Source organism: Pseudomonas sp. Je.1.5.c (genome assembly GCF_051129895.1).
GTDB lineage: Bacteria > Pseudomonadota > Gammaproteobacteria > Pseudomonadales > Pseudomonadaceae > Aquipseudomonas > Aquipseudomonas urmiensis.
The window spans coordinates 39,981-59,518 of record NZ_JBCPSP010000036.1 but is presented as its reverse complement, the minus strand read 5'-3'; the positions used below and the strand labels follow the sequence as shown (position 1 = coordinate 59,518).

Here is a 19,538-nt window from a genome sequence, read left to right as displayed (position 1 = left end):
GGGAGGTTGGCGAGGAAACGGTCGAGACGCATGAGCGCAGCTGAAAGTGGAAAAAGGGCGCGCAGTCTACCCAATTGCTGGCGGATTCGCTGCTTCTCCGCGATAGCGTCAGATCAGCCCCCCCAATTGAGGCTGCTGATGCTATCGCGGGGCAAGCCCGCTCCCACGGTTAGGCTGGCTTCATGACCAGGACGCCAAGCGGCGGCAGGTTCAGGGCCAATGACAATGGCTGGCCGTGGCTGGGCAGGTCTTCACTGGCCACCGCCCCGAGGTTGCCCACGTTGGATCCGGCATACATTTGCGCATCACTGTTGAGCAACTCTTCCCAGCGCTCGCCAAACGGCACGCCAATCCGATAGCCCTCGCGCGGCACCGGGGTGAAGTTGGCCACCACCAGCAGCGGCTCGCCGGTGCTGCTCCAGCGCAACCAGGCGAACACGCTGTTGTGCGCATCGTCGCCAATCAACCACTGGAAGCCCTGCGGCAGGCAGTCCTGTTCATGCAGCGCCGGCAACTGGCGATACAGCCGGTTAAGGTCACTGACCAGCTGCTGCACGCCTTTGTGCTCGGAGTACTGCAGCAAGTACCAATCGAGCTGATGATCATGGTTCCACTCGCGCCACTGGCCAAACTCGCAGCCCATGAACAGCAGCTTCTTGCCGGGGTGAGTCCACATGAAGGTCAGGTACGCGCGCAGGTTGGCGAACTTCTGCCAGCGATCGCCGGGCATCTTGTCGATCAGCGAATGCTTGCCGTGCACCACTTCATCATGGGAGATGGGCAGGATGAAATGCTCGGAATAGGCGTAGATCAGGCCGAAGCTCATCTCGTTGTGATGATGGGCGCGGTGCACCGGATCGTTCTGGATGTAATGCAGGGTGTCGTGCATCCAGCCCATGTTCCACTTGTAGGCAAAGCCCAGGCCGCCCTGCTGGGTCGGTTGGCTGACCCCAGGCCAGGCGGTCGACTCTTCAGCGATGATCAGCGCGCCGGGGGCTTCGTGGCTGACGATGCCATTGAGGTGGCGCAGGAAATCGATGGCTTCGAGGTTTTCCCGCCCGCCATGGCGATTGGGCACCCACTCGCCGGCCTTGCGTGAATAGTCGCGATAGAGCATCGAGGCCACCGCATCGACGCGCAAACCATCGATGTGGAAGTGCTTGAGCCAGTGCAGCGCCGAGGCCAGCATGAAGCCGCGCACCTCGTTGCGACCGAGGTTGTAGATCAGCGTGTTCCAGTCTTGGTGGAAGCCTTCCAGGGGGTTGTCGTATTCGTACAGCGCGGTGCCGTCGAAGCGCGCCAGGCCATGCTCGTCGGTTGGGAAATGCGCCGGCACCCAATCGAGGATCACGCCGATACCCCCCTGGTGGCAGGCATCGATGAAAGCAGCGAAGTCTTCGGCGCTGCCATAGCGCGAGGTTGGCGCAAACAGCGACAGCGGCTGATAGCCCCAAGAGCCACCAAACGGGTGCTCCATGATCGGCAGCATTTCGATATGGGTGAAGCCCAGCTCCTGCACGTAGGGCACCAGGCGCTCGGCCAGCTCACGCCAGTTGTAGAAGCGCGCCACTTCACCGCCATCGTCCAGCTCGCAGCGCCAGGAGCCGACGTGCAGCTCGTAGATCGACAGCGGCGCATTGTAGGCATGACGTTGGGCGCGCTGCTCCATCCACTGCTGATCGCGCCACTCATGGGCAAGCGGCCCTGCCACTTTCGAGGCGGTGCTCGGCGGCAGCTCGGTGGCACGCGCCAGCGGGTCGGCCTTGAGCGGCAGCACACCCTCGCGGCCGAGTACTTCGTACTTGTAGGCCTCGCCCACGCCCAGGCGCGGCACGAACAGCTCCCACACCCCGGCGTTGTGGCGCAGGCGCATGGGGTGGCGGCGGCCGTCCCAGTTGTTGAAATCGCCGACCACCGAGACCCGCTTGGCATTCGGTGCCCATACCGAGAACAGCACGCCGTCGATGCCGTCGACCTGGGTCGGCTGCGCGCCAAAGCGCCCGGACAGGTCGCGGTGGTTGCCCTCGGCGAACAGGTACATGTCCATCTCGCCCAATTGCGGGCCAAAGCTGTAGGGGTCTTCGGTGACTTGCTCGCCACCGGCCCAAGCCACCTGCAGCTGATAAGGCTGGGCCTGATCGAGATGGGCCGTGAACAAGCCCGGCAGGCTGCCCTGGTGCATGTCGGCCAGCACGCGGCCGTCGTCACGCGCCAGCACCTTGGCATTCAAGGCATTGGGCAAAAAGGCGCGTACGAACACGCCGCCCGCACCGTCCGGGTGCGGGCCGAGCACGGCAAATGGATCGGCGTGCTCGGCGCGGGCCAGGGCGTCGATGTCCCGTTGCCGAAGTCCGCCGTTTTCACGCGTGGTTGCGTTCATTCATGACTCTCCCCAAGTGCTGATCAGTCCATGCAGACCATGCAAAGGCACGGCCAGCCACGTCGGCCGATTCTCGGCTTCATAGGTAATCTCGTAGGCGGCTTTTTCCAGACAGAACAGTTCCAATGCGGCGCGCTCGCCCTCGGCCTGTTCCCAGGCGTGGGGCATGGCGGCGGTGGCCAGGCCGTAGGCTTCAACGAAGGCATGGCGCGACTGGTGCAGGTACTGCCTTGCGACCCGCTGACGAGCCTGGCGAGCGGCGTCGGAGAGGTCTACCGCCGAGGCGCTGCGCAGGATCATCGCAGCAGCATAGTCGAAGGATCGCAACACGCCGCTGACATCTTTGTACGGGCTGTGTTTGGCCCGCCGCTCGTCTAGCGGGCGCGCCGGTTCGCCTTCGAAGTCGATCAGGTAGGCATCGCCCTGCACCACCAGTACCTGGCCCAGGTGCAAGTCGCCATGCACCCGCATCAACAAGCCCCCCTGGGCCTGCTGGGCGAGGTTGTCGATGTGCTTGGCCAGGCCATCGCGTTGCTGCTGCAAATCGTCGACCAAGGCCTGGCTGTCGCGGTCCAGGCTGTCGCGGTGCTGCACCAGCAGGTCCAGCGCATGGCTGAGCTCGGCGCTGATCTGCTGGCTCCAGCGCGCGCTGTCCTCGCCGGTACTGGCGCGGGGTTTGAACGCCGGATCGTCAGTGGCGGCGGCGAGCAGCAGGTGCATTTCGCCCAGGCGCTGGCCGAGCAAGGTGGCAAAGCCGTTCAGCTCAGCCAACGCGTCGGTGTGCGCTTCGGCTTCGACGCTATCGGGCTCCATCTCATCGCGGATCGCCCGCTCCAGGGTGTTCTGGGTCCAGGCCCAGGCATCGCCCTGGTTGCTCAGGTAGCCCTGGGCGATCATCAGCAGGTTCGGCTGATCGTGCGCATCGACGCGGCTGACCCAGGCCAGCAGCGGCGATATATTGGCAAAGCCGCCAGCGGTCAGGTAGGCGCTCATCTCCAGCTCCGGGTGAATGCCGGGGTTGACCCGCCGGATCAGCTTGAGCACCACCCGATCAGCGATCACCACCGAGCTGTTGGACTGCTCGGCGCTCAGATAGCGCACTTCGCTGTCCTCGTTGAGCTCAAGCGGCGCCAGCAAGTCGGTGCTCTCAAAGCGCAGCTCGCCGGCACTGCTGGGCAGCCGGGTGCCGTCCTGGCAGTTGCGCAGCACCGCACGAATGAACGGCTCCAGCACGAACGCATCGGTGATCAGCCCGACCTGGCGGCCACGGCGCACCCGCGACAGTGCCAGTTGCTGCGGCAATGCGGTGTTGATCTGCTCCTCGGGCAGGAAGCCGAACGGCAGCTGGTAGTAATTGGCCACGCCATCGCTAATCACTTCCAGCTCGCTGAGCAGCACCGGGGTGGTCGCCGTGGCCAGGCGCACGCCGTAGCTCAGGCGTACCTGATCGAGCGGCCCTTCCTTGCCGGCGAACCAGCGCCGTTTGGGCAGGTACTGCGGCAGGATCGCGTCTTGCAGGCTGTCGATCGAAGGCGCTTCGAGCAGCTCTTCCATGCGTTTGCGCAGCACCAGCGTGGTCAGCTCCGGCAGGCCCTCGGTGGGCTCGACGTGCCAGCTGGGCATGCGATCGCGGCTGGCCAGCAAGAACCAGTAGAAGCCATACGGCGCCAGGGTCAGCAGGAACGGCAGTTGGCCAATCGGCGGGAAGGCGCTGCCGCCGAGCATCTCCACCGGCACCTTGTCGGCGTACTGCGACAGCTCAAGCTCTGCGGCCTGGGCTGCGCGGGAAACGTTGGCGACACACAAGATGATTTCGCTGTTGCCATCGGCGTCGGTGTACTCGCGAATATAGGCGAGGATGCGCCGGTTGCTCGGCGTGAGCATCTTCAACGTGCCACGGCCAAAGGCCTTCTGCTGGTTGCGCACCGCCAGCAGGCGGCGGTTCCAGTTGAGCAGCGAATGCGGGTCGTGCGACTGGGCTTCGACGTTGACCGTCTGGTAGCCGTACAGCGGGTCCATGATCGGCGGCAGCACCAGGCGCTGCGGGTCGGCGCGGGAGAAGCCGCCGTTGCGATCAGGCGACCACTGCATCGGCGTGCGCACACCGTCGCGGTCGCCCAGGTAGATGTTGTCGCCCATGCCCAGCTCATCGCCGTAGTACAGGGTTGGCGTGCCAGGCATCGACAGCAGCAGGCTGGTCAGCAGCTCGATGCGCCGCCGGTCGCGCTGCAGCAGCGGCGCCAGGCGCCGGCGGATGCCGAGATTGATCCGCGCGCGGCGGTCTTCGGCGTAGTAGTTCCACAGATAATCGCGCTCGCGGTCGGTGACCATCTCCAGGGTCAGCTCATCGTGGTTGCGCAAGAAGATCGCCCACTGGCAGTTGGCGGGGATCTCCGGGGTCTGGCGCAGGATGTCGGTGATCGGGAAGCGGTCTTCCATGGCTAGCGCCATGTACATGCGCGGCATCAGCGGGAAGTGAAAGGCCATGTGGCACTCGTCGCCATCGCCCTCGCCAAAGTACGGCCGGGTGTCTTCAGGCCATTGGTTGGCCTCGGCCAGCAGCATGCGGTCGGGGTAGTTGGCGTCGATCTCGGCGCGAATGGCCTTGAGCACCACATGGGTCTCGGGCAGGTTTTCGTTGTTGGTGCCGTCGCGCTCGATCAGGTACGGAATGGCATCCAGGCGCAGGCCGTCGACGCCGATGTCGAGCCAATAGCGCATGACATCGATCACCGCCTTCATCACCTGCGGGTTGTCGAAGTTCAGATCCGGCTGGTGCGAATAGAAGCGGTGCCAGAAGTACTGGCCGGCGACCGGGTCCCAGGTCCAGTTGGATTTTTCGGTGTCGAGGAAGATGATCCGCGTGCCGTCGTATTTCTGGTCGTCGTCCGACCACACGTAGAAATCCCGTGCCTTGCTGCCGCGCTTGGCGTGGCGGGCCTTTTGAAACCAGGGGTGCTGGTCGGAGGTGTGGTTGATCACCAGCTCCGTGATTACCCGCAGGCCACGCTTGTGCGCCTCGGCGATGAAGCGCTTGGCGTCGGCCATGCTGCCGTAGTCGGGGTGCACGGCTTTGTACTCGGCGATGTCATAGCCATCGTCGCGCCGTGGCGAGGGGTAGAACGGCAACAGCCACAGGGTGTTGACACCCAGTTCGGCGATGTAGTCGAGCTTGCTGATCAAACCTGCGAAATCACCGATGCCGTCGTTGTTGGAATCGAAGAACGACTTGATGTGCAGTTGATAGATCACCGCGTCCTTGTACCAGAGCGGATCGTCGATGAAGGCTGCTGGGCGGGAACGCTTGGCCATGTGCAACTCCTTGCTGTCCTAGACTGTCTCGTGAGATGGGGTTGGCTGGATTGGGGCTGCAAAGCAGCCCCAAAACCTCAAGGTCATCCGGCTTTCTCGATCCGCCAGATACCAAACGGCTGATACCCAGGATCAATCCGCATCCACTGGGTCTTGCCATGCCAGGTCCAGCGATGCCCGTTCATCAAATCTTCCCCCAGGGTGTCGGCATCGTCGTCCAACCCCAGCTCCCACAGCGGCAACTCGAAGCTCGCCTCCTGCACGTTGTGCGGATCGAGGCTGATGGCCACCAGAATGAAGTTGTCCCGCTCCGGCGTGCGCTTGGCGAAATACAGGATGTTGTCGTTCCAACAGTTGAAGAACGCCACCCCCAGATGGGTCTGCAAGGCCCGGTTCTGCCGGCGAATGCGATTGAGCTGGGCGATCTCGGCGACAATGTTGCCGGGGGCGGTGAAATCACGCGGACGGATCTCGTACTTCTCCGAATCGAGGTACTCCTCCTTGCCTGGAATCGCCGCGGCTTCGCACAGCTCAAAACCCGAATACATGCCCCACAGGCCCGAGCCCATGGTCGCCAGCGCTGCGCGAATGAGAAACCCGGCACGCCCGGAGGTCTGCAGGAAGAATGGGTTGATATCGGGGGTATTGACGAAGAAGTTCGGCCGGTAGCACTGGCTCCAGGGCGGCTGGTTGAGCTCTTCGAAATACTCGCGCAACTCCTGCTTGGTAGTGCGCCAGGTGAAATAGGTGTAGCTCTGCGCATAGCCGACCTTGCCCAGCCGCGCCATCATCGCAGGCTTGGTAAAGGCCTCGGCGAGAAAGATCACCTCCGGGTGCTGGCTGCGCACATTGGCGATCAGCCATTGCCAGAACGGCAGCGGTTTGGTGTGCGGGTTGTCGACGCGGAAAGTCTTCACGCCCTCCTCGACCCAGCCGACCACCACGTCACGCAGCGCCAGCCACAGCGAGGGCACCGCCTCGGCGGCATAGAAATCGACGTTGACGATGTCCTGGTATTTTTTCGGCGGGTTCTCTGCATAGCGGATGCTGCCGTCGGGACGCCAGCTGAACCAGCCGGGGTGCTCGATCAGCCAGGGGTGGTCTTGCGAGCACTGGATGGCGAAGTCCAGGGCGATCTCCAGGCCATGCTCAGCGGCAGCCGCCACCAACCTGCGAAAGTCCTCGCGGGTGCCCAGCTCAGGGTGGATGGCATCATGGCCGCCTTCGGGGCTACCAATGGCATAAGGGCTGCCAGGATCGCTGGGTTCGGCTTGCAGGGCATTATTGCGGCCCTTGCGGTGCTTCTTGCCAATTGGATGGATGGGCGGGAAATACAACACGTCAAAGCCCATGTCGCGGATCATCGGCAGGCGCTGGTGGACATCATTGAAGGTGCCATGGCGCTCAGGGTCATCAGTGATCGAACGCGGGAACAGCTCGTACCAACTGGCGAACTGCGCTGCCGGTCGATCGACATCGAGGGGAAACTCAGCGCTGCGGGTCAGGTAGCTGCGGTGTTCGGCCTCGATCATCAGCCGCGCGGTCTCGGCGTCCAGCAGCAGGGCGACCTGCTCGTCCGCAGGCAGTGCAGACAAGCGCGATTGCAGCGCAACGATCGCTTCGCGTAGCGGCCCCTCGCTGCGCTCTGCGCCCTTGCCCAGCAATAACCTGCCCTCCTCCAGCTCAAGCTTGACCTCGACCCCGGCGTGGTACTTCTTTTCAAGGTCATGGCAGTAGGTGGCGAACGGATCGATCCAGGCCTCGATACTGAACAGGTGCAAGCCCAGCTGGACAGGCGTGAACTCGGCCAGCCACAGGTCGTTACCCGCCGCCTGCATCGGCACGCCGTGCCAGTGCCGACTGTTGGCCTCGCGCCAGTGCAGCAGCACCATCAACTGGTCGTGGCCGTCGCTGTAGACCTTGCTGCTGACCTGCACCGGCTGGCCGCTAATGGCCTTGGCGGCGAAGGTGCCACCGTCGAGCACCGGGCTTGTGTTTTCGATCACCAAACGTGGCGCCAGCAGCGCCTGCGACAGGCTGATGGCCTGTTCGGGGTGGTCGTTGGCCATGGGTACGCTTTCGAAGGGCTCGCTGCGAGACATCGGACTGTGCTCCCTGTTGGCGATGGCGGTAAGGGTTCAGAGCCGTCGGACGCGGGAGGGGTTCAAAAAAATTGAGCGAATGGCGCAGGCCCGGATCAAAGCCTCTACACCCTCTGAACACCCCAGCGAGGACAGGCGATGAACATTCCCATTCCACCGGAAACTCCCGATCCGAACATCGACGACCCCAGCTTGCCGCCGCCGGTGCCCGAACAAGAGCCGAACGAGCTGCCGATCAAGCCGACCGTGCCGCCAACCGTGGGTGACCCGCCGAGCCAGGAGCCACCGGTGAAAGCCAAAGGATAGACCAACGGCCTGATAACTCTGCCAGTAGCGGCAATCGCGCCAGGTTCCGATGATGGGTTCTCTCGAACAACAACAGGAGAACCCAGCATGGATGAGTTGCTCACCCGCGTGGAACGTGAACGCTGCCTGTTCGATGCGCTGCAAGAAGCTGGCGTCGGCTACGCCACGCTTGGCACGCGATTGCGGGAGATCGACCCAAACAAGATCGACCGCGCCATGGAAAAGTTACAAGAGCAGTTCACGGTCGAATTCAAGCGTGAGCCCCGCACCACGATCTATACCTTGGTCACTGCCCTGAGCGCCGCCGCGAGTAAACCGCCTGGTACCTCACACCGCTAGCCCAATCCTCGCCCCACCAGACAGCCCCACTCCCACAGGCTCACCACAACCGCAAACCAGCGCAGGCCCCTGTGGGAGCGGGCTTGCCCGCGAAAAAGCCAAGGCTTACCCGTCCCTAAGCCCTGCTCCCCAAGCAGTAAAACCTACCTCACAGCACCTAGTAATTCTGCCAGGTGCGCCAGTTCCCTCCCAGGCGTAGCGTCTGCTCATCCCCTCATGCACACAGCAGCGACTGTGCCTGCACCCCCTGCCCCTCTTCGTTTGCAAAGGATTCAGGCGATGAACGAACTCACCTCACCAGCCGCTGGCACCACCCCCGCCGAAAGAAATGATGCCGCCACGTACATGCGCCTGTTCCCGGACGACCAGACCCGCTGCGCACCCGGGGCGCTGATGGCCAACAATAGCCGGCTGGCCTATCTGGTGCATCTGAAGGAGTTGATCCAGGCATTCGAGGTGCGGGCGAAGATCAGCGCGCCGATCACCCTGCTCAAGCGCCGCCCCGACCTGCTGGCGTTGACGCTCGACGACAAGAACAGCCGTAAAATCCTGCCCAAGGTGCGCCTGGCCCTCGGCCTGCTAGAGAGCCGTGCCAAAGAGGCCTTGACGGCCAAGCAAACGCTGCAGCCGATGGTAGCCAAGGGGCTGTATAACGCCAACGTGCCCTACCACGCTGCCTGGGAATCGATCAAGGCCACGCTGGCAGCCAAAAACATGCCGCTCTGGGACGTGTTGAGCAGCGCCCATGCAACCTACCCCAGCTTCACCTTCGACAACCTCACGCAGGCTGCCCAGCGCTCCGCCACGTCCCTGAGCAACGGCTTCGCGCCCCAACTGCAGGCAGTGCTGCTGAGCGAAAATGGCCAGGACAGCCTCGCACTGACGTCCGTCGATACCACACGGAAAATGGCCAAGGCTCTGGGGCTTACACGTCGCGAGCTGCGCCAGCTGTTGGCCGTCAATGCTGTCGGTGAGGGTAAAACCGCAGTGAACCGCAGCGCCCATGTCAGCTCGGCAGCCGTCCCATCGAGCGCGGTGCACGGCGCGGCATTCATCAACAATGGCGCGACGCCACTATCCCTCACCGAGCCGCAGCCAGCGCAGCCGTCGGCGAAGAAGACCGTGGTCATCACCGGCCTCACGAACGCGCACCTCGACCGCATGCAACGCATTCTGCGCGTGCAGCGTGCCCTGGGCCTGAACGCCGCGGAGTGCGATAGCCTGGTGATGGCCGCGCTGCGTGCCGAGGGCCAGCAGACCGACTATCACCTGACCGGCAACACCCTGCGCGCCCTGGGTATGTTCCGTCATCTACAGCAGAAATACCGGGTCACCCCCTGGCAATATGCCGCATTCCTCGATGCGATCTCGCCCTACGCCACTGACCGACAGGTGTCGTTCTACGACCAGTTGTTTGCTCCAGCCAACGGTGACGATGCCAATCCCGCAGCCCCCGTATTATGCCTCGACGACAGCGAGTTCGATCCCCTGGCCACCAGTGCTAGCGACGGGCTGACCATAAAACAGCTCTGCCTGGCACTGAACGTGGACAACGCTTTTTTGCGCGTCATCCTCGGCTGGGTCAACAGCGCCCAAGGGCTGGCCAAGCCAACGCGGTCATTGGCGGTGGTTTCGGCCTGCTACCGGATCGTTGCCCTGGCACGCCTGTTCGGCACCTCGACCCAGCAAGGGCTGTGCCTGCTCGAGCTATTGATGGAAGAGCAACCCGTCTACCGTCAGCAACTGGCCGGCAAACCGAGCCTGCTGGGGGAAGCCGGCAAGGCAGACATCGTCGACGTGATCGCCGGCGTGGCCCATGCCATGGAGTGGGTGCAGCAGCAGGGGCTGGATACCCAGCGATTGGCCAGGGTCCTGAGTCAACAGGCCCCGTACACTTCGAGGGCATGGGAAACTGTATTCAAACCCGGCCTTGCCCAAAGCCCCGACGCCCTGCACCTGGCACTACGCACTGCGCTTGGCCTTAACGCCGACAATCTGGTGGAACCCCTGCTGCGTTGGGCCAAGGTCGACGCCAAGGCGTTTGCTGACAGGATCGAAGCCATTGCCCAGCAAAGTGCCCAAGGCGCCACACCGCTCAGCTGCTTCACGGCCAGCGACTATCTTCAGTGGTCCACGCTGCAGCGCCTGAGCGACCTGGTGAAGCTGTTCAAGCTCAGCGCCACCATGCTCCAGCAAGTCTCGCTGAACCCTGGCTGGTTCACCCTGGAGGGCAAGAAGAAGAACACCTGGCGCCCCCTCGACCTCACCACCGTCTATCAACTCAGTCGCTACAAGGCTCTGCTGGCCAGGCTTGCACAGGGCCATGGCGAGCCCGATGTCTTGCACTACCTGGCCGAGTTCGACACGCAGACCAACGGCCCACTGCAAGGCTCGCGGGTCGACAAGGCCTGGAGCGAACTCGAACGGCTGCTCGACCAACCCAGCGGCGCGCTCAGCGCCCTGGCAGGCATCGCGCCGCCCTCGACGTTGGGTGAGCTCGATCGGCTACTGCGCCTGCTGGAACAGGCGAACAAGCACCGCCTGGCGGTAGACACCCTGCTCGAACTGGGCGCACTTCCCAAGGCCAAGGAGTACGGGGCCTTCGAGCAAGCAGCCGTCGCCCTGCGCAAAGGCTGCTCCAACAAACAGCGCAAAGCGCTCGACGCACAACTGAGCCTGGCCTGGCGCGACGCGCTGATGCAATGGATGATCGTCAACTGGGCGCCCAAGGAAGCCGCGCGTAGCTGGATCAGCAGCCCGCAGACCCTGGCCGACTACCTGCTGATGGACCTTCAGGTGTCCCACGAACCACTAACCACCCGCACGCTCTCGGCCACCGCCAGCCTGCAGCGCTACCTGCATCAGATCCACTCGAACCTGGAAAACGGCTACCGCAACAGCAAGATCAGCGAAGAGGAGCGTGAGGAGTGGGAAACCTTCAGCAGCAGCTACGAACGCTGGAAGCTGCGCAAGGACGCGCATAACGAGCCGCAAAACTTCATCGACCCCACCCGTCGCCACCGCAAGACCACCGCGTTCAAGGATCTGGAAACCGCACTCGCCCAAGGCAAGTGCACGGCGGATGACGTGCAGATTGCGATGCTGGGTTACCTCAGCAGCTTTGAGACAGTCAGCAATATCCAGCCGATTTCGGTGTATGCCGACGGTACTTCACCGTTGACCGATACCTACCATTTCATCGGCAAGACCAACGTGGAGCCTACCGAGTATTACTGGCGCACGCTGGATATGAAACAACTCGACAAGCAGCGCGCGCCCAGCATGCTGGCGTGGAGCGAGTGGGAAAAGATCACCTTGACGGTCAGCGGGCAGATGGCGGTGACACCACTGCCCAAAACGCTGGTTTACGTAAAAGGACAGGGAACGGCTGAGGAAGAAGCCGCGAAGAAGGAACAGTTCTTGGTCGATAACGCCACAGAGCAAAGCCTGCTTGCGAACGACTCGCGTGAGCATATCGATCTGGTCCGTCCGGTCGTTATTGCAGGCCGCCGCTATGCCGTGTGGGTGGAACGCGACACCACCGCGATCATAGGCGAAGACAGTAAACCCAGCCCCTACTATGCGTTACGGGTCTGTTTCAGCTACCAGCAGACCGACGGTATGTGGACCCCTGCCAATGAACTGATATGTCTGGATGGGCATGATGACCAGGGCGCATTCACGCCAATTGCCAAAAATGACACGCAAGCCAATGGTACATCGAGCAGCAATAATTACCTGAAAACCAAAGATTTCAAGCCTGGCCTGATGGTAATGGTGAATATTGAAGGTGATCGCCTGGATGACCCATGGCTAACCGTTCTATTGTTCGACGCCTCCCCAAGCGCCAAAAAAGATGCCACCTCTTTCATTGTAATGAAGGACCTATTGTTACTGGAAAATAGATCACTCGACATAGGCAACGAAGAAAAAACCATTCAAAGTAAATTGGCGACTAATTGGCTGAAACTGTTCGATGACCCAAGGACGGTGCAGCACCCGTACAAAGGCCCATCAATCGATCTGGAACCGAAGGCAGATACCAAGAAGCAACACACGTGGAGTAGGACTACGCCAGAGAGTAAGTTGGGGAAGAAATATGGTATTCAGCCTATTGGGAAAATAGATTTTACAGCGCAAATTTCAACCGATCAGAAACAAATCAAAATCTGGGCAGACCCGCAGAACATTTGGTTACCCAGAACACTATTTGCATTAAAGCCATTTATCGTAAACGAAAAGGGTTACGGAAATATCGCAACCATCGCAATCGAAGTCCGCGAGACAAATAACAACGAAGATTACGAACTTCTTGTAAGTGCCACTCACATATCAAAGGATGCGTACAAACTTATACGCCTATACCTCGAACTCCCATCCCAAAACGATCTATTAACAAAAGATGACATGCTATTCAAAGAACACTTTGCACAACAAAAGTTCAGCGTCACCATCAAAAAAAATGCCTTTGAAAAACTTAAAAACTCGAAGGAAATATACTGCCCCACAACCGCCTCCTATGGTGAAAATAGATCCGAGTGGCCCACCGCCCAGCTCACACCTATATCTATCCAACGACCCTCACAAGTTAAAACCAGATCAACCATCACACCACACAATGCATCCCATCCAACCTGGACCTTACCCAACCAAGACTCACAACAACTCGAAACTCCAGTTCTGAGCCAACTAAAAACGCTCGCCAGCGCAAAACTGCCCCTCTTCAACGCATTAAAAAAAGCGCTATTGAAAACCCGCTACACCACGCTCTCTGAATACAACTCACAGCTCGGGATAACCGAGGGCACCAACGACCAGAGCCGCTTGGCCTATGGCGAAGCGATCACCATGGCTCGAACATCAAATAACAGCAAGGCGGCCGACGCCATCACCGCCTTTATCGACAAAGAAGCCGAAGAAATTAAGCTGGCAGACAGTACTTTGCCAGATGACCTGTTAAAAGCTGCTGTTCGGCTACGCCACTACCACCCTGAAAGCTGCCTCAGAATCCTGCTCTACCTCGGCCCCGAGCACACCATGGTCTTCGAGGACGTGCTGCTGAAAAATGACCTGTCCCAAGTGCTATGCCAATACCCTTTCAACCGGGACATCACTGAGTACACGATCAAGCTTGAAGCCTTCGATGAAGCGATAGACGACGAGCCGCTCGCCTCTGTCGAAGAGGTCTACACCTTGGTCAGCAAAGAAGATGATGCCGTGCCTAGCGTGTTCATCAGGCGTAACGACCAGCAGGCACTTTACCTTGATCTGGCTGAGGCCAATGAGAAAGCAGACACGAAGGACAAGCTGAGCGTACAAAGCTTGCGCCTCAACACCTTGTTCGGCAAACAGCTGGTAGCCTTGGCCAGCCAGTCGGTTGAGCAGGCCCTGTCGTGGAAAGCCCAGCATCTACCAGAGCCGCCCCTGGAACCCGGCAGCTCGGGTACCACCGTCGACTTCCGTAGTGCCAACGGTCTGTACTTCTGGGAACTGTTCTTCCACGTTCCGTTCCTGCTTGCCTGGCTGCAACGCCAGAACCGCGAATACAGCCAGGCCTGGCGCTGCTGTACCCGCTACCTGTTCGACCCGTACCGCACCTGGGTGCCCGAAGGTGACCGCCCACCGAAGCACTGGCTCAGCCAAGCACTGCTCGACGACGTCGGCTATGCTGTCGCCGCCCAATCGAACGACCCCGACCTGCTGGCCTACGCCGAGCCTGAACGCTACCAGAAGGCTCTGCACCTGTTCGTGGTGGGCAACTGGCAACGCCAGGGTGACGACCAATACCGCCTGCTCACCCTCGATTCACTGGTCGAGGCGGCGCTGTGCTACGACAAGGCCCTGCGCCTGATCGGTGTGCTGCCGGAAAACCTGTCGAGCGCACCCGCCCAGCCACCGTCGCTGGACGATGCCCGTTCAAGCGCCTTTACACCGCCGCTCAACAACAAATTGGTCGAGCTACGCAATCTGCTGCGCAATCGCCTGTTCAACCTACGCCACGGTCTGACCCTGGATGGCAAGCCCGCCTCGATCATGCTCGACCCCGACGTCATCGACCGGCTCGCCTTGGGCCATGGCAGCGCAGACCAGGACCAAAGCAGCAAGGCGAGCAAAGCCCGGGTGGTGCCGCCTCTGCGTTATGCGGAAGTGCGCAAATGCGCAGGAGAGGCGGTACAGCAACTGATTGGCATGGGGCAGACCCTGCTGGGCTACTACCAGACCGAAGCGACCCAGCAGCTTGAGCTGCTCAGCAAGCGTAACCTGATCAAGCTGCTGGACTTCCCTTACCAACTTCAAGAACAGGCGCTTGAGTTGGCCCAGCGAGAGCGTGAGACCGTTCTGACCGCCAAAGAGATGGCGCATCACCGCTTGCACCACTACCAGCAATTGAAGGATGACGTTCGCATAGACAACCTTTCGCTTGCCGGCATTGGGCTTGGAACCGCATCGTATGCTACACGCATAGCTGCAATCCCCCTGTATGCCGTCGCCGCCAAAGCGGCAGTGGTGCCGACAATTTTCGGAATGGCCTGCGGCGGCCATAGCCCAAATGAATGCTTTGAGTCAGTGGCAAATGCGATTGAAGCAGCGGCCGAAACCATCGAAACCACAAGCAATTCGATGTTTCAACTCGCAGACTATTTCCTGCGCCAGGCTCAATGGAACTACGAAATCGAACAGGCTGGTCACGAGCTCAACATTCTCGACAAACAACTGCGCGAACGGGACGTGCATATCAAAGCCGCCCGCATCGCCCTGCAAGAAACCAACGCCACCCGCCAGGCCCACCAGGCCGAGTACGAGGTGATGACCTCGGTATTCCCCAACCGCACCACCTACCTCTGGCTGATCGAGCGCCTGTCGGAGATCTACAACAGCGCTTACGATGCCACGCTCTCGTTGTGCCTGATGGCCGAGGCTTGCCTGCAGTATGAACTTGCTGATTTCAAGACCACTTGGATCAAACCTGGCGCCTGGCTGGACAACTGGCGGGGCATGCTCGCCGGCGAGGCACTGATACGCGACCTGATGCTGATGGACGTGGCTGCCGTGCGCGATAATCATCGGCCGCTGATTGTCCACGCGAATGTCTCACTGAGAAAGATAAAGGGCTGGAGCCAGGATCAACTAAAAGAACACATTGAGAAGGGCACAATTTATTTCGAACTAGCCCCCCACCATTTTGACGCTCACTTCCCCGGGCACTATCTGAGGCGCATTGAAGATCTTGATGTCGAATTCATCAAGTACAACAGAATGGCCAGCGGTCTACACACCGTGTCGGCAATGCTACGGCAGACCTCGAGCACCGTCTTGCTGGAGCCAAACGTCGAAGCAATGGCGCTTCTCTACGCCGGTAAGCGGGAGGGACATGACGCTATAAAAACCAATTTGCGTGTCGACCAGTACATGGCCATTTCAGCAGCCTCCCGACCTCCACTGCCCTATGACGTGCTGCCAGCGATGACCGACAAATCACGTTATAACGTCTTTGAAGGCACAGGATTGATTTCAAGTTATACCCTCACCTTCCCGACTGACGCGGCCTGTCACCCTGGGTTATACAACGACAAGGGAACATTCATAGTGGAGGATATTACCGTAAAACTTATTATCTCCGCCTACCAAGGTGAAGTTGCTTTCTGTGACGCCGTCAAGCGTGAACTAAACGAATTCAACAAAACAGAAGCGGCGCGCAAAACCGCCGACAAGTTGGCCAAGGCCCGAAAAGCCGAGCAAGACGCCAACGCGTCGAGCGCACAGGCACAAATCGACGCCAGCGCCGACGTGCTCAAAGCCCCCGAAGCCGCCGCCGAACTGAGCAAAGCCACTGCGGCGGCCACCGAAGCCCAGACCGCAGCAGATAAAGCCAAGGCCGCCAGGGAACAAGCCGAACGGGCTATAACGGTGGAGGGTTTGGATAACGCTGTGGCCGAGGCTGAGCATGCGGCTCAGGAGGCTAAAGATGCAGCGGATAAAGCGGCAGCAGCCCGCAAGGCTGCCGAGGATTTGGCCACACAACGCCGCACCAATGCCCTGGCCAAGGCCCGAAAAGCCGAGCAAGACGCCAACGCGTCGAGCGCACAGGCACAAACCGACGCCAGCGCCGACGTGCTCAAAGCCCCCGAAGCCGCCGCCGAGCTGAGCAAAGCCACTGCGGCACTCACCGAAGCCCAGACCGCAGCCAAAAAAGCCAAGGCCGCCAGGGAAAAAGCCGAACAGGCTACAACGGTGGAGGGTTTGGATAACGCTGTGGCCGAGGCTAAACATGCGGCTCAGGAGGCTAAAGACGCGGCGGATAAAGCGGCAGCAGCCCGCAAGGCTGCCGAGGATTTGGCCACACAACGCCGCACCAATGCCCTGGCCAAGGCCCGAAAAGCCGAGCAAGACGCCAACGCGTCGAGCGCACAGGCACAAACCGACGCCAGCGCCGACGTGCTCAAAGCCCCCGAAGCCGCCGCCGAGCTGAGCAAAGCCACTGCGGCACTCACCGAAGCCCAGACCGCAGCCAAAAAAGCCAAGGCCGCCAGGGAAAAAGCCGAACAGGCTACAACGCTGGAGGATATCAATAACGCTGTAGCCGAGGCTGAACGTGCGGCTCAGGAGGCTAAAGACGCGGCGGATAAAGTGGCAGCAGCCCGGATCGCCGCTGAGGACATCAACACGACAAAGAGAGTTCTGGCTGAAGCACTAGCGCACCGGGATAGCTCCAACATGAAGATTAAGTTCCGAAACGGCGAGAGTACATACGGCCATCTCAACACCGTGAACGAAACCAGTATAACTTTCTATGAGTACGGAACTAAAAAGGACAGAACACTAGAACTCAAGGACATCAAGAAAATTAGCAAATGATCACAGCCAGCCCAGCTACCCATATACAGCCCGGGCGAAGACACGCTCGCCGCAGACTCCACATGTGATTGCACCCGCTACAGGCGCGAGCAAGCGCTGTATGTTTACCCACAACCAGGAAGCCACCATGAGTCATTCACAAAACATCACACTTGAGCAATTAATCGACCTGATACATCACCGCATAACAACTCTCAAAGACATCAGCAAAACAACAAAGATCGAGGAGCTCACGGTAGATACGAATTTCTTTGCCCACACCCTTAACTCAACATTCGGCGTCACTCTATCCGCGAACGATTTCCAGCGCCTTGAGACCGTTGATGATTTGTTAAAAATGCTAAATGACAATTGATAGCCCGTGCACTCGTCGGCCTTCGCGCTGAGCGGTTTACAGCTCGAAGCCGACAGTGCCCGAGGCTTGGCGACCGTCGGCTCAAGCTCGTCGTCGCCGTTCTAGGTAGAGAGGTGCTTCAAGTCATCAGGTCTTGCCGATTTCTGCAAGGCTGATTTCGCGCATGCGAAACTTCTGCACCTTGCCCGTCACCGTCATCGGAAACTCATCCACCAAGCGGTAATGCCTGGGCACCTTGAAATGCGCCATGCGCGCCTTGCACCAGCTGTGTAATTCCTCAACCGTCGCCGTATGCCCGGGATGCAGTTTGATCCAGGCCACCACCTCTTCCCCATACTTGCTGCACGGGATGCCGATCACCTGGGCATCGGCCACTGCCGGATGGGTGTAGAAGAACTCTTCCAGCTCGCGCGGATAGATGTTCTCCCCTCCCCTGATGATCATGTCCTTGTTGCGCCCAACGATGCGTACATAGCCCTGCTCGTCCATCACCGCCAGGTCGCCGCTGTGCATCCAGCGCGCCGGGTCGATGGCATCGGCGCTGGCCTGGGGGTTGTCCCAGTAGCCGAGCATCACGCTGTAGCCGCGGGTACACAGCTCGCCGATCTCGCCACGGGCGACGATGCAGCCGTGCTCATCGATCAGCTTGGTTTCCAGCTGTGGCTGGGTGCGGCCGACGGTGGTCACGCGCAGTTCCAGTTCGTCGTCCGGGCCGGTTTGCAGTGAGACTGGGCTGGTCTCGGTCATGCCGTAGGCGATTTGCACCTGGGCCATGTGCATCTGCTCGATGACCCGACGCATCACCTCAATCGGGCAGGTGGCGCCGGCCATGATGCCGCTGCGCAAGCTTGAGAGGTCCAGTTGCTGGCGTGACGGGTGGTCGAGCATGGCGATGAACATGGTCGGCACGCCATAGAGGATGCTGGCGCGCTCTTCGGCCACCGTGCGCAGGGTCAGCTCGGGGTCGAAGGCGTCGTTGGGGTAGATCATGGTGCTGCCATGGGTGATGCAACCCAGGTTGGCCATGACCATGCCGAAGCAGTGGTACAGCGGCACCGGGATCACCATGCGGTCATGCTCGGTCAGGGCCAGGCTTTCGCCGACCATCCAGCCGTTGTTGAGGATGTTGTAGTGGCTGAGCGTCGCCCCTTTAGGCGCACCGGTGGTGCCGGAGGTGTATTGGATGTTTACCGGCTGGTCGAACTGCAAGCTCTGCTGGCGGGCCGTGTAGGCCTCAAGCGACGTCTGCCCTGCCCGTTCGGCAAGCGCCTGCCAGGGCAGAAAGCCTTGCGGCGGCTGGGCGGCCAGGCTGATCACCCCGCGTAGCTGGGGCAGGCTTTCGCTGGCCAGTTCGCCCAGGGCTGCTGTGGCCAGCTCAGGTACCAGCGCTTGCACCATGGCGTGGTAATCGGAGGTCTTGAAGGCATCGGCGCACACCAGCCAGCGGCAGCCGGACTGGCGCAGCACGTAGTCCAACTCAGCAACGCGATAAGCCGGGTTGATGTTGACCAGAATCGCGCCGACCTTGGCGCTGGCCAACTGCAGGATGCACCACTGGGCGCAGTTGGGCGCCCAAATGCCGACCCGATCGCCTGTGTTGACGCCCAGCGCCATCAAGGCGCGGGCATGCGCATCGACCTGTTCGGCCAGCTGCTGCCAGGTATAGCGCACGCCCTGGTGGCGTACCACCAGCGCTTCGCGGTCGGCATGACGGGCCACGGTGGCAGCGAAGGCCTGGCCGATGGTCTGCTCGAGCAAGGGCCGGTCCTGGCGGCCGCGGGTGTAGCTGGGTTGATTCATGACTGTCCCTTCTTGTGGTTGTTCTGGGCATGACTGAAGCAAGCGACGAATACTCTGGCGCAGATTTACGTTAACGTAAAGGTCATGA

8 protein-coding genes are annotated in these 19,538 nt (G+C 60.7%); 4 read left to right on the top strand and 4 right to left on the bottom strand.

Features of this window, described 5'->3' with window-relative positions:
• Positions 1 to 169 precede the first annotated feature (169 nt).
• The 3 genes from glgB to AAZU54_RS21410 form a co-directional block, all read right to left on the bottom strand.
• Positions 170 to 2,380: a 1,4-alpha-glucan branching protein GlgB gene (gene glgB, locus AAZU54_RS21420; protein ID WP_186554835.1), complete on the bottom strand. Its 2,211-nt coding sequence runs from the start codon at positions 2,378 to 2,380 to the stop codon at positions 170 to 172.
• Positions 2,381 to 5,692, bottom strand: coding sequence for a maltose alpha-D-glucosyltransferase (gene treS / locus AAZU54_RS21415; protein ID WP_186554836.1), 3,312 nt, complete (start codon positions 5,690 to 5,692; stop codon positions 2,381 to 2,383).
• 83 nt (positions 5,693 to 5,775) lie between these two features.
• Entirely contained in the window at positions 5,776 to 7,794 is a 2,019-nt protein-coding gene (locus tag AAZU54_RS21410; RefSeq protein ID WP_434727653.1) for an alpha-1,4-glucan--maltose-1-phosphate maltosyltransferase, read from the bottom strand.
• A 138-nt stretch (positions 7,795 to 7,932) separates the two neighbouring features.
• Here AAZU54_RS21410 and AAZU54_RS21405 point away from each other — a divergent pair, with 138 nt between their 5' ends.
• The 4 genes from AAZU54_RS21405 (at position 7,933) to AAZU54_RS21390 (ending at position 17,650) form a co-directional block, all read left to right on the top strand.
• Positions 7,933 to 8,100 carry a hypothetical protein gene (locus AAZU54_RS21405; RefSeq protein ID WP_186554838.1) on the top strand — a complete coding sequence of 56 codons (168 nt, stop codon included), beginning with the start codon at positions 7,933 to 7,935 and terminating at the stop codon, positions 8,098 to 8,100.
• A gap of 87 nt (positions 8,101 to 8,187) precedes the next feature.
• A complete protein-coding gene (locus AAZU54_RS21400; protein WP_312153782.1) occupies positions 8,188 to 8,439 on the top strand; it encodes a hypothetical protein in 252 nt (83 codons plus the stop codon).
• A 279-nt stretch (positions 8,440 to 8,718) separates the two neighbouring features.
• The gene (locus tag AAZU54_RS21395; protein WP_434727652.1) at positions 8,719 to 17,295 is read left to right on the top strand and encodes a neuraminidase-like domain-containing protein; all 8,577 of its coding nucleotides are present in this window, start codon (positions 8,719 to 8,721) and stop codon (positions 17,293 to 17,295) included.
• A 127-nt stretch (positions 17,296 to 17,422) separates the two neighbouring features.
• Positions 17,423 to 17,650 (top strand): hypothetical protein, encoded by a 228-nt coding sequence (locus AAZU54_RS21390; protein WP_312152856.1) that lies wholly within the window; start codon positions 17,423 to 17,425, stop codon positions 17,648 to 17,650.
• Positions 17,651 to 17,776: 126 nt separating this feature from the next.
• Here the strand turns inward: AAZU54_RS21390 and AAZU54_RS21385 are convergent, their stop codons facing one another.
• On the bottom strand, positions 17,777 to 19,450 hold the full coding sequence (locus tag AAZU54_RS21385; protein WP_434727651.1) for an AMP-binding protein: 1,674 nt from the start codon (positions 19,448 to 19,450) through the stop codon (positions 17,777 to 17,779).
• Positions 19,451 to 19,538 lie beyond the last annotated feature (88 nt).

Excerpts from the sequence above, each read along its gene's own strand:
- glgB (WP_186554835.1), bottom strand. The coding sequence starts at position 2,380 with ATGAACGCAACCACGCGTGAAAACGGCGGACTTCGGCAACGGGACATC.
- treS (WP_186554836.1), bottom strand. The coding sequence starts at position 5,692 with ATGGCCAAGCGTTCCCGCCCAGCAGCCTTCATCGACGATCCGCTCTGG.
- AAZU54_RS21410 (WP_434727653.1), bottom strand. The coding sequence starts at position 7,794 with ATGTCTCGCAGCGAGCCCTTCGAAAGCGTACCCATGGCCAACGACCAC.
- AAZU54_RS21405 (WP_186554838.1), top strand. The coding sequence starts at position 7,933 with ATGAACATTCCCATTCCACCGGAAACTCCCGATCCGAACATCGACGAC.
- AAZU54_RS21400 (WP_312153782.1), top strand. The coding sequence starts at position 8,188 with ATGGATGAGTTGCTCACCCGCGTGGAACGTGAACGCTGCCTGTTCGAT.
- AAZU54_RS21395 (WP_434727652.1), top strand. The coding sequence starts at position 8,719 with ATGAACGAACTCACCTCACCAGCCGCTGGCACCACCCCCGCCGAAAGA.
- AAZU54_RS21390 (WP_312152856.1), top strand. The coding sequence starts at position 17,423 with ATGAGTCATTCACAAAACATCACACTTGAGCAATTAATCGACCTGATA.
- AAZU54_RS21385 (WP_434727651.1), bottom strand. The coding sequence starts at position 19,450 with ATGAATCAACCCAGCTACACCCGCGGCCGCCAGGACCGGCCCTTGCTC.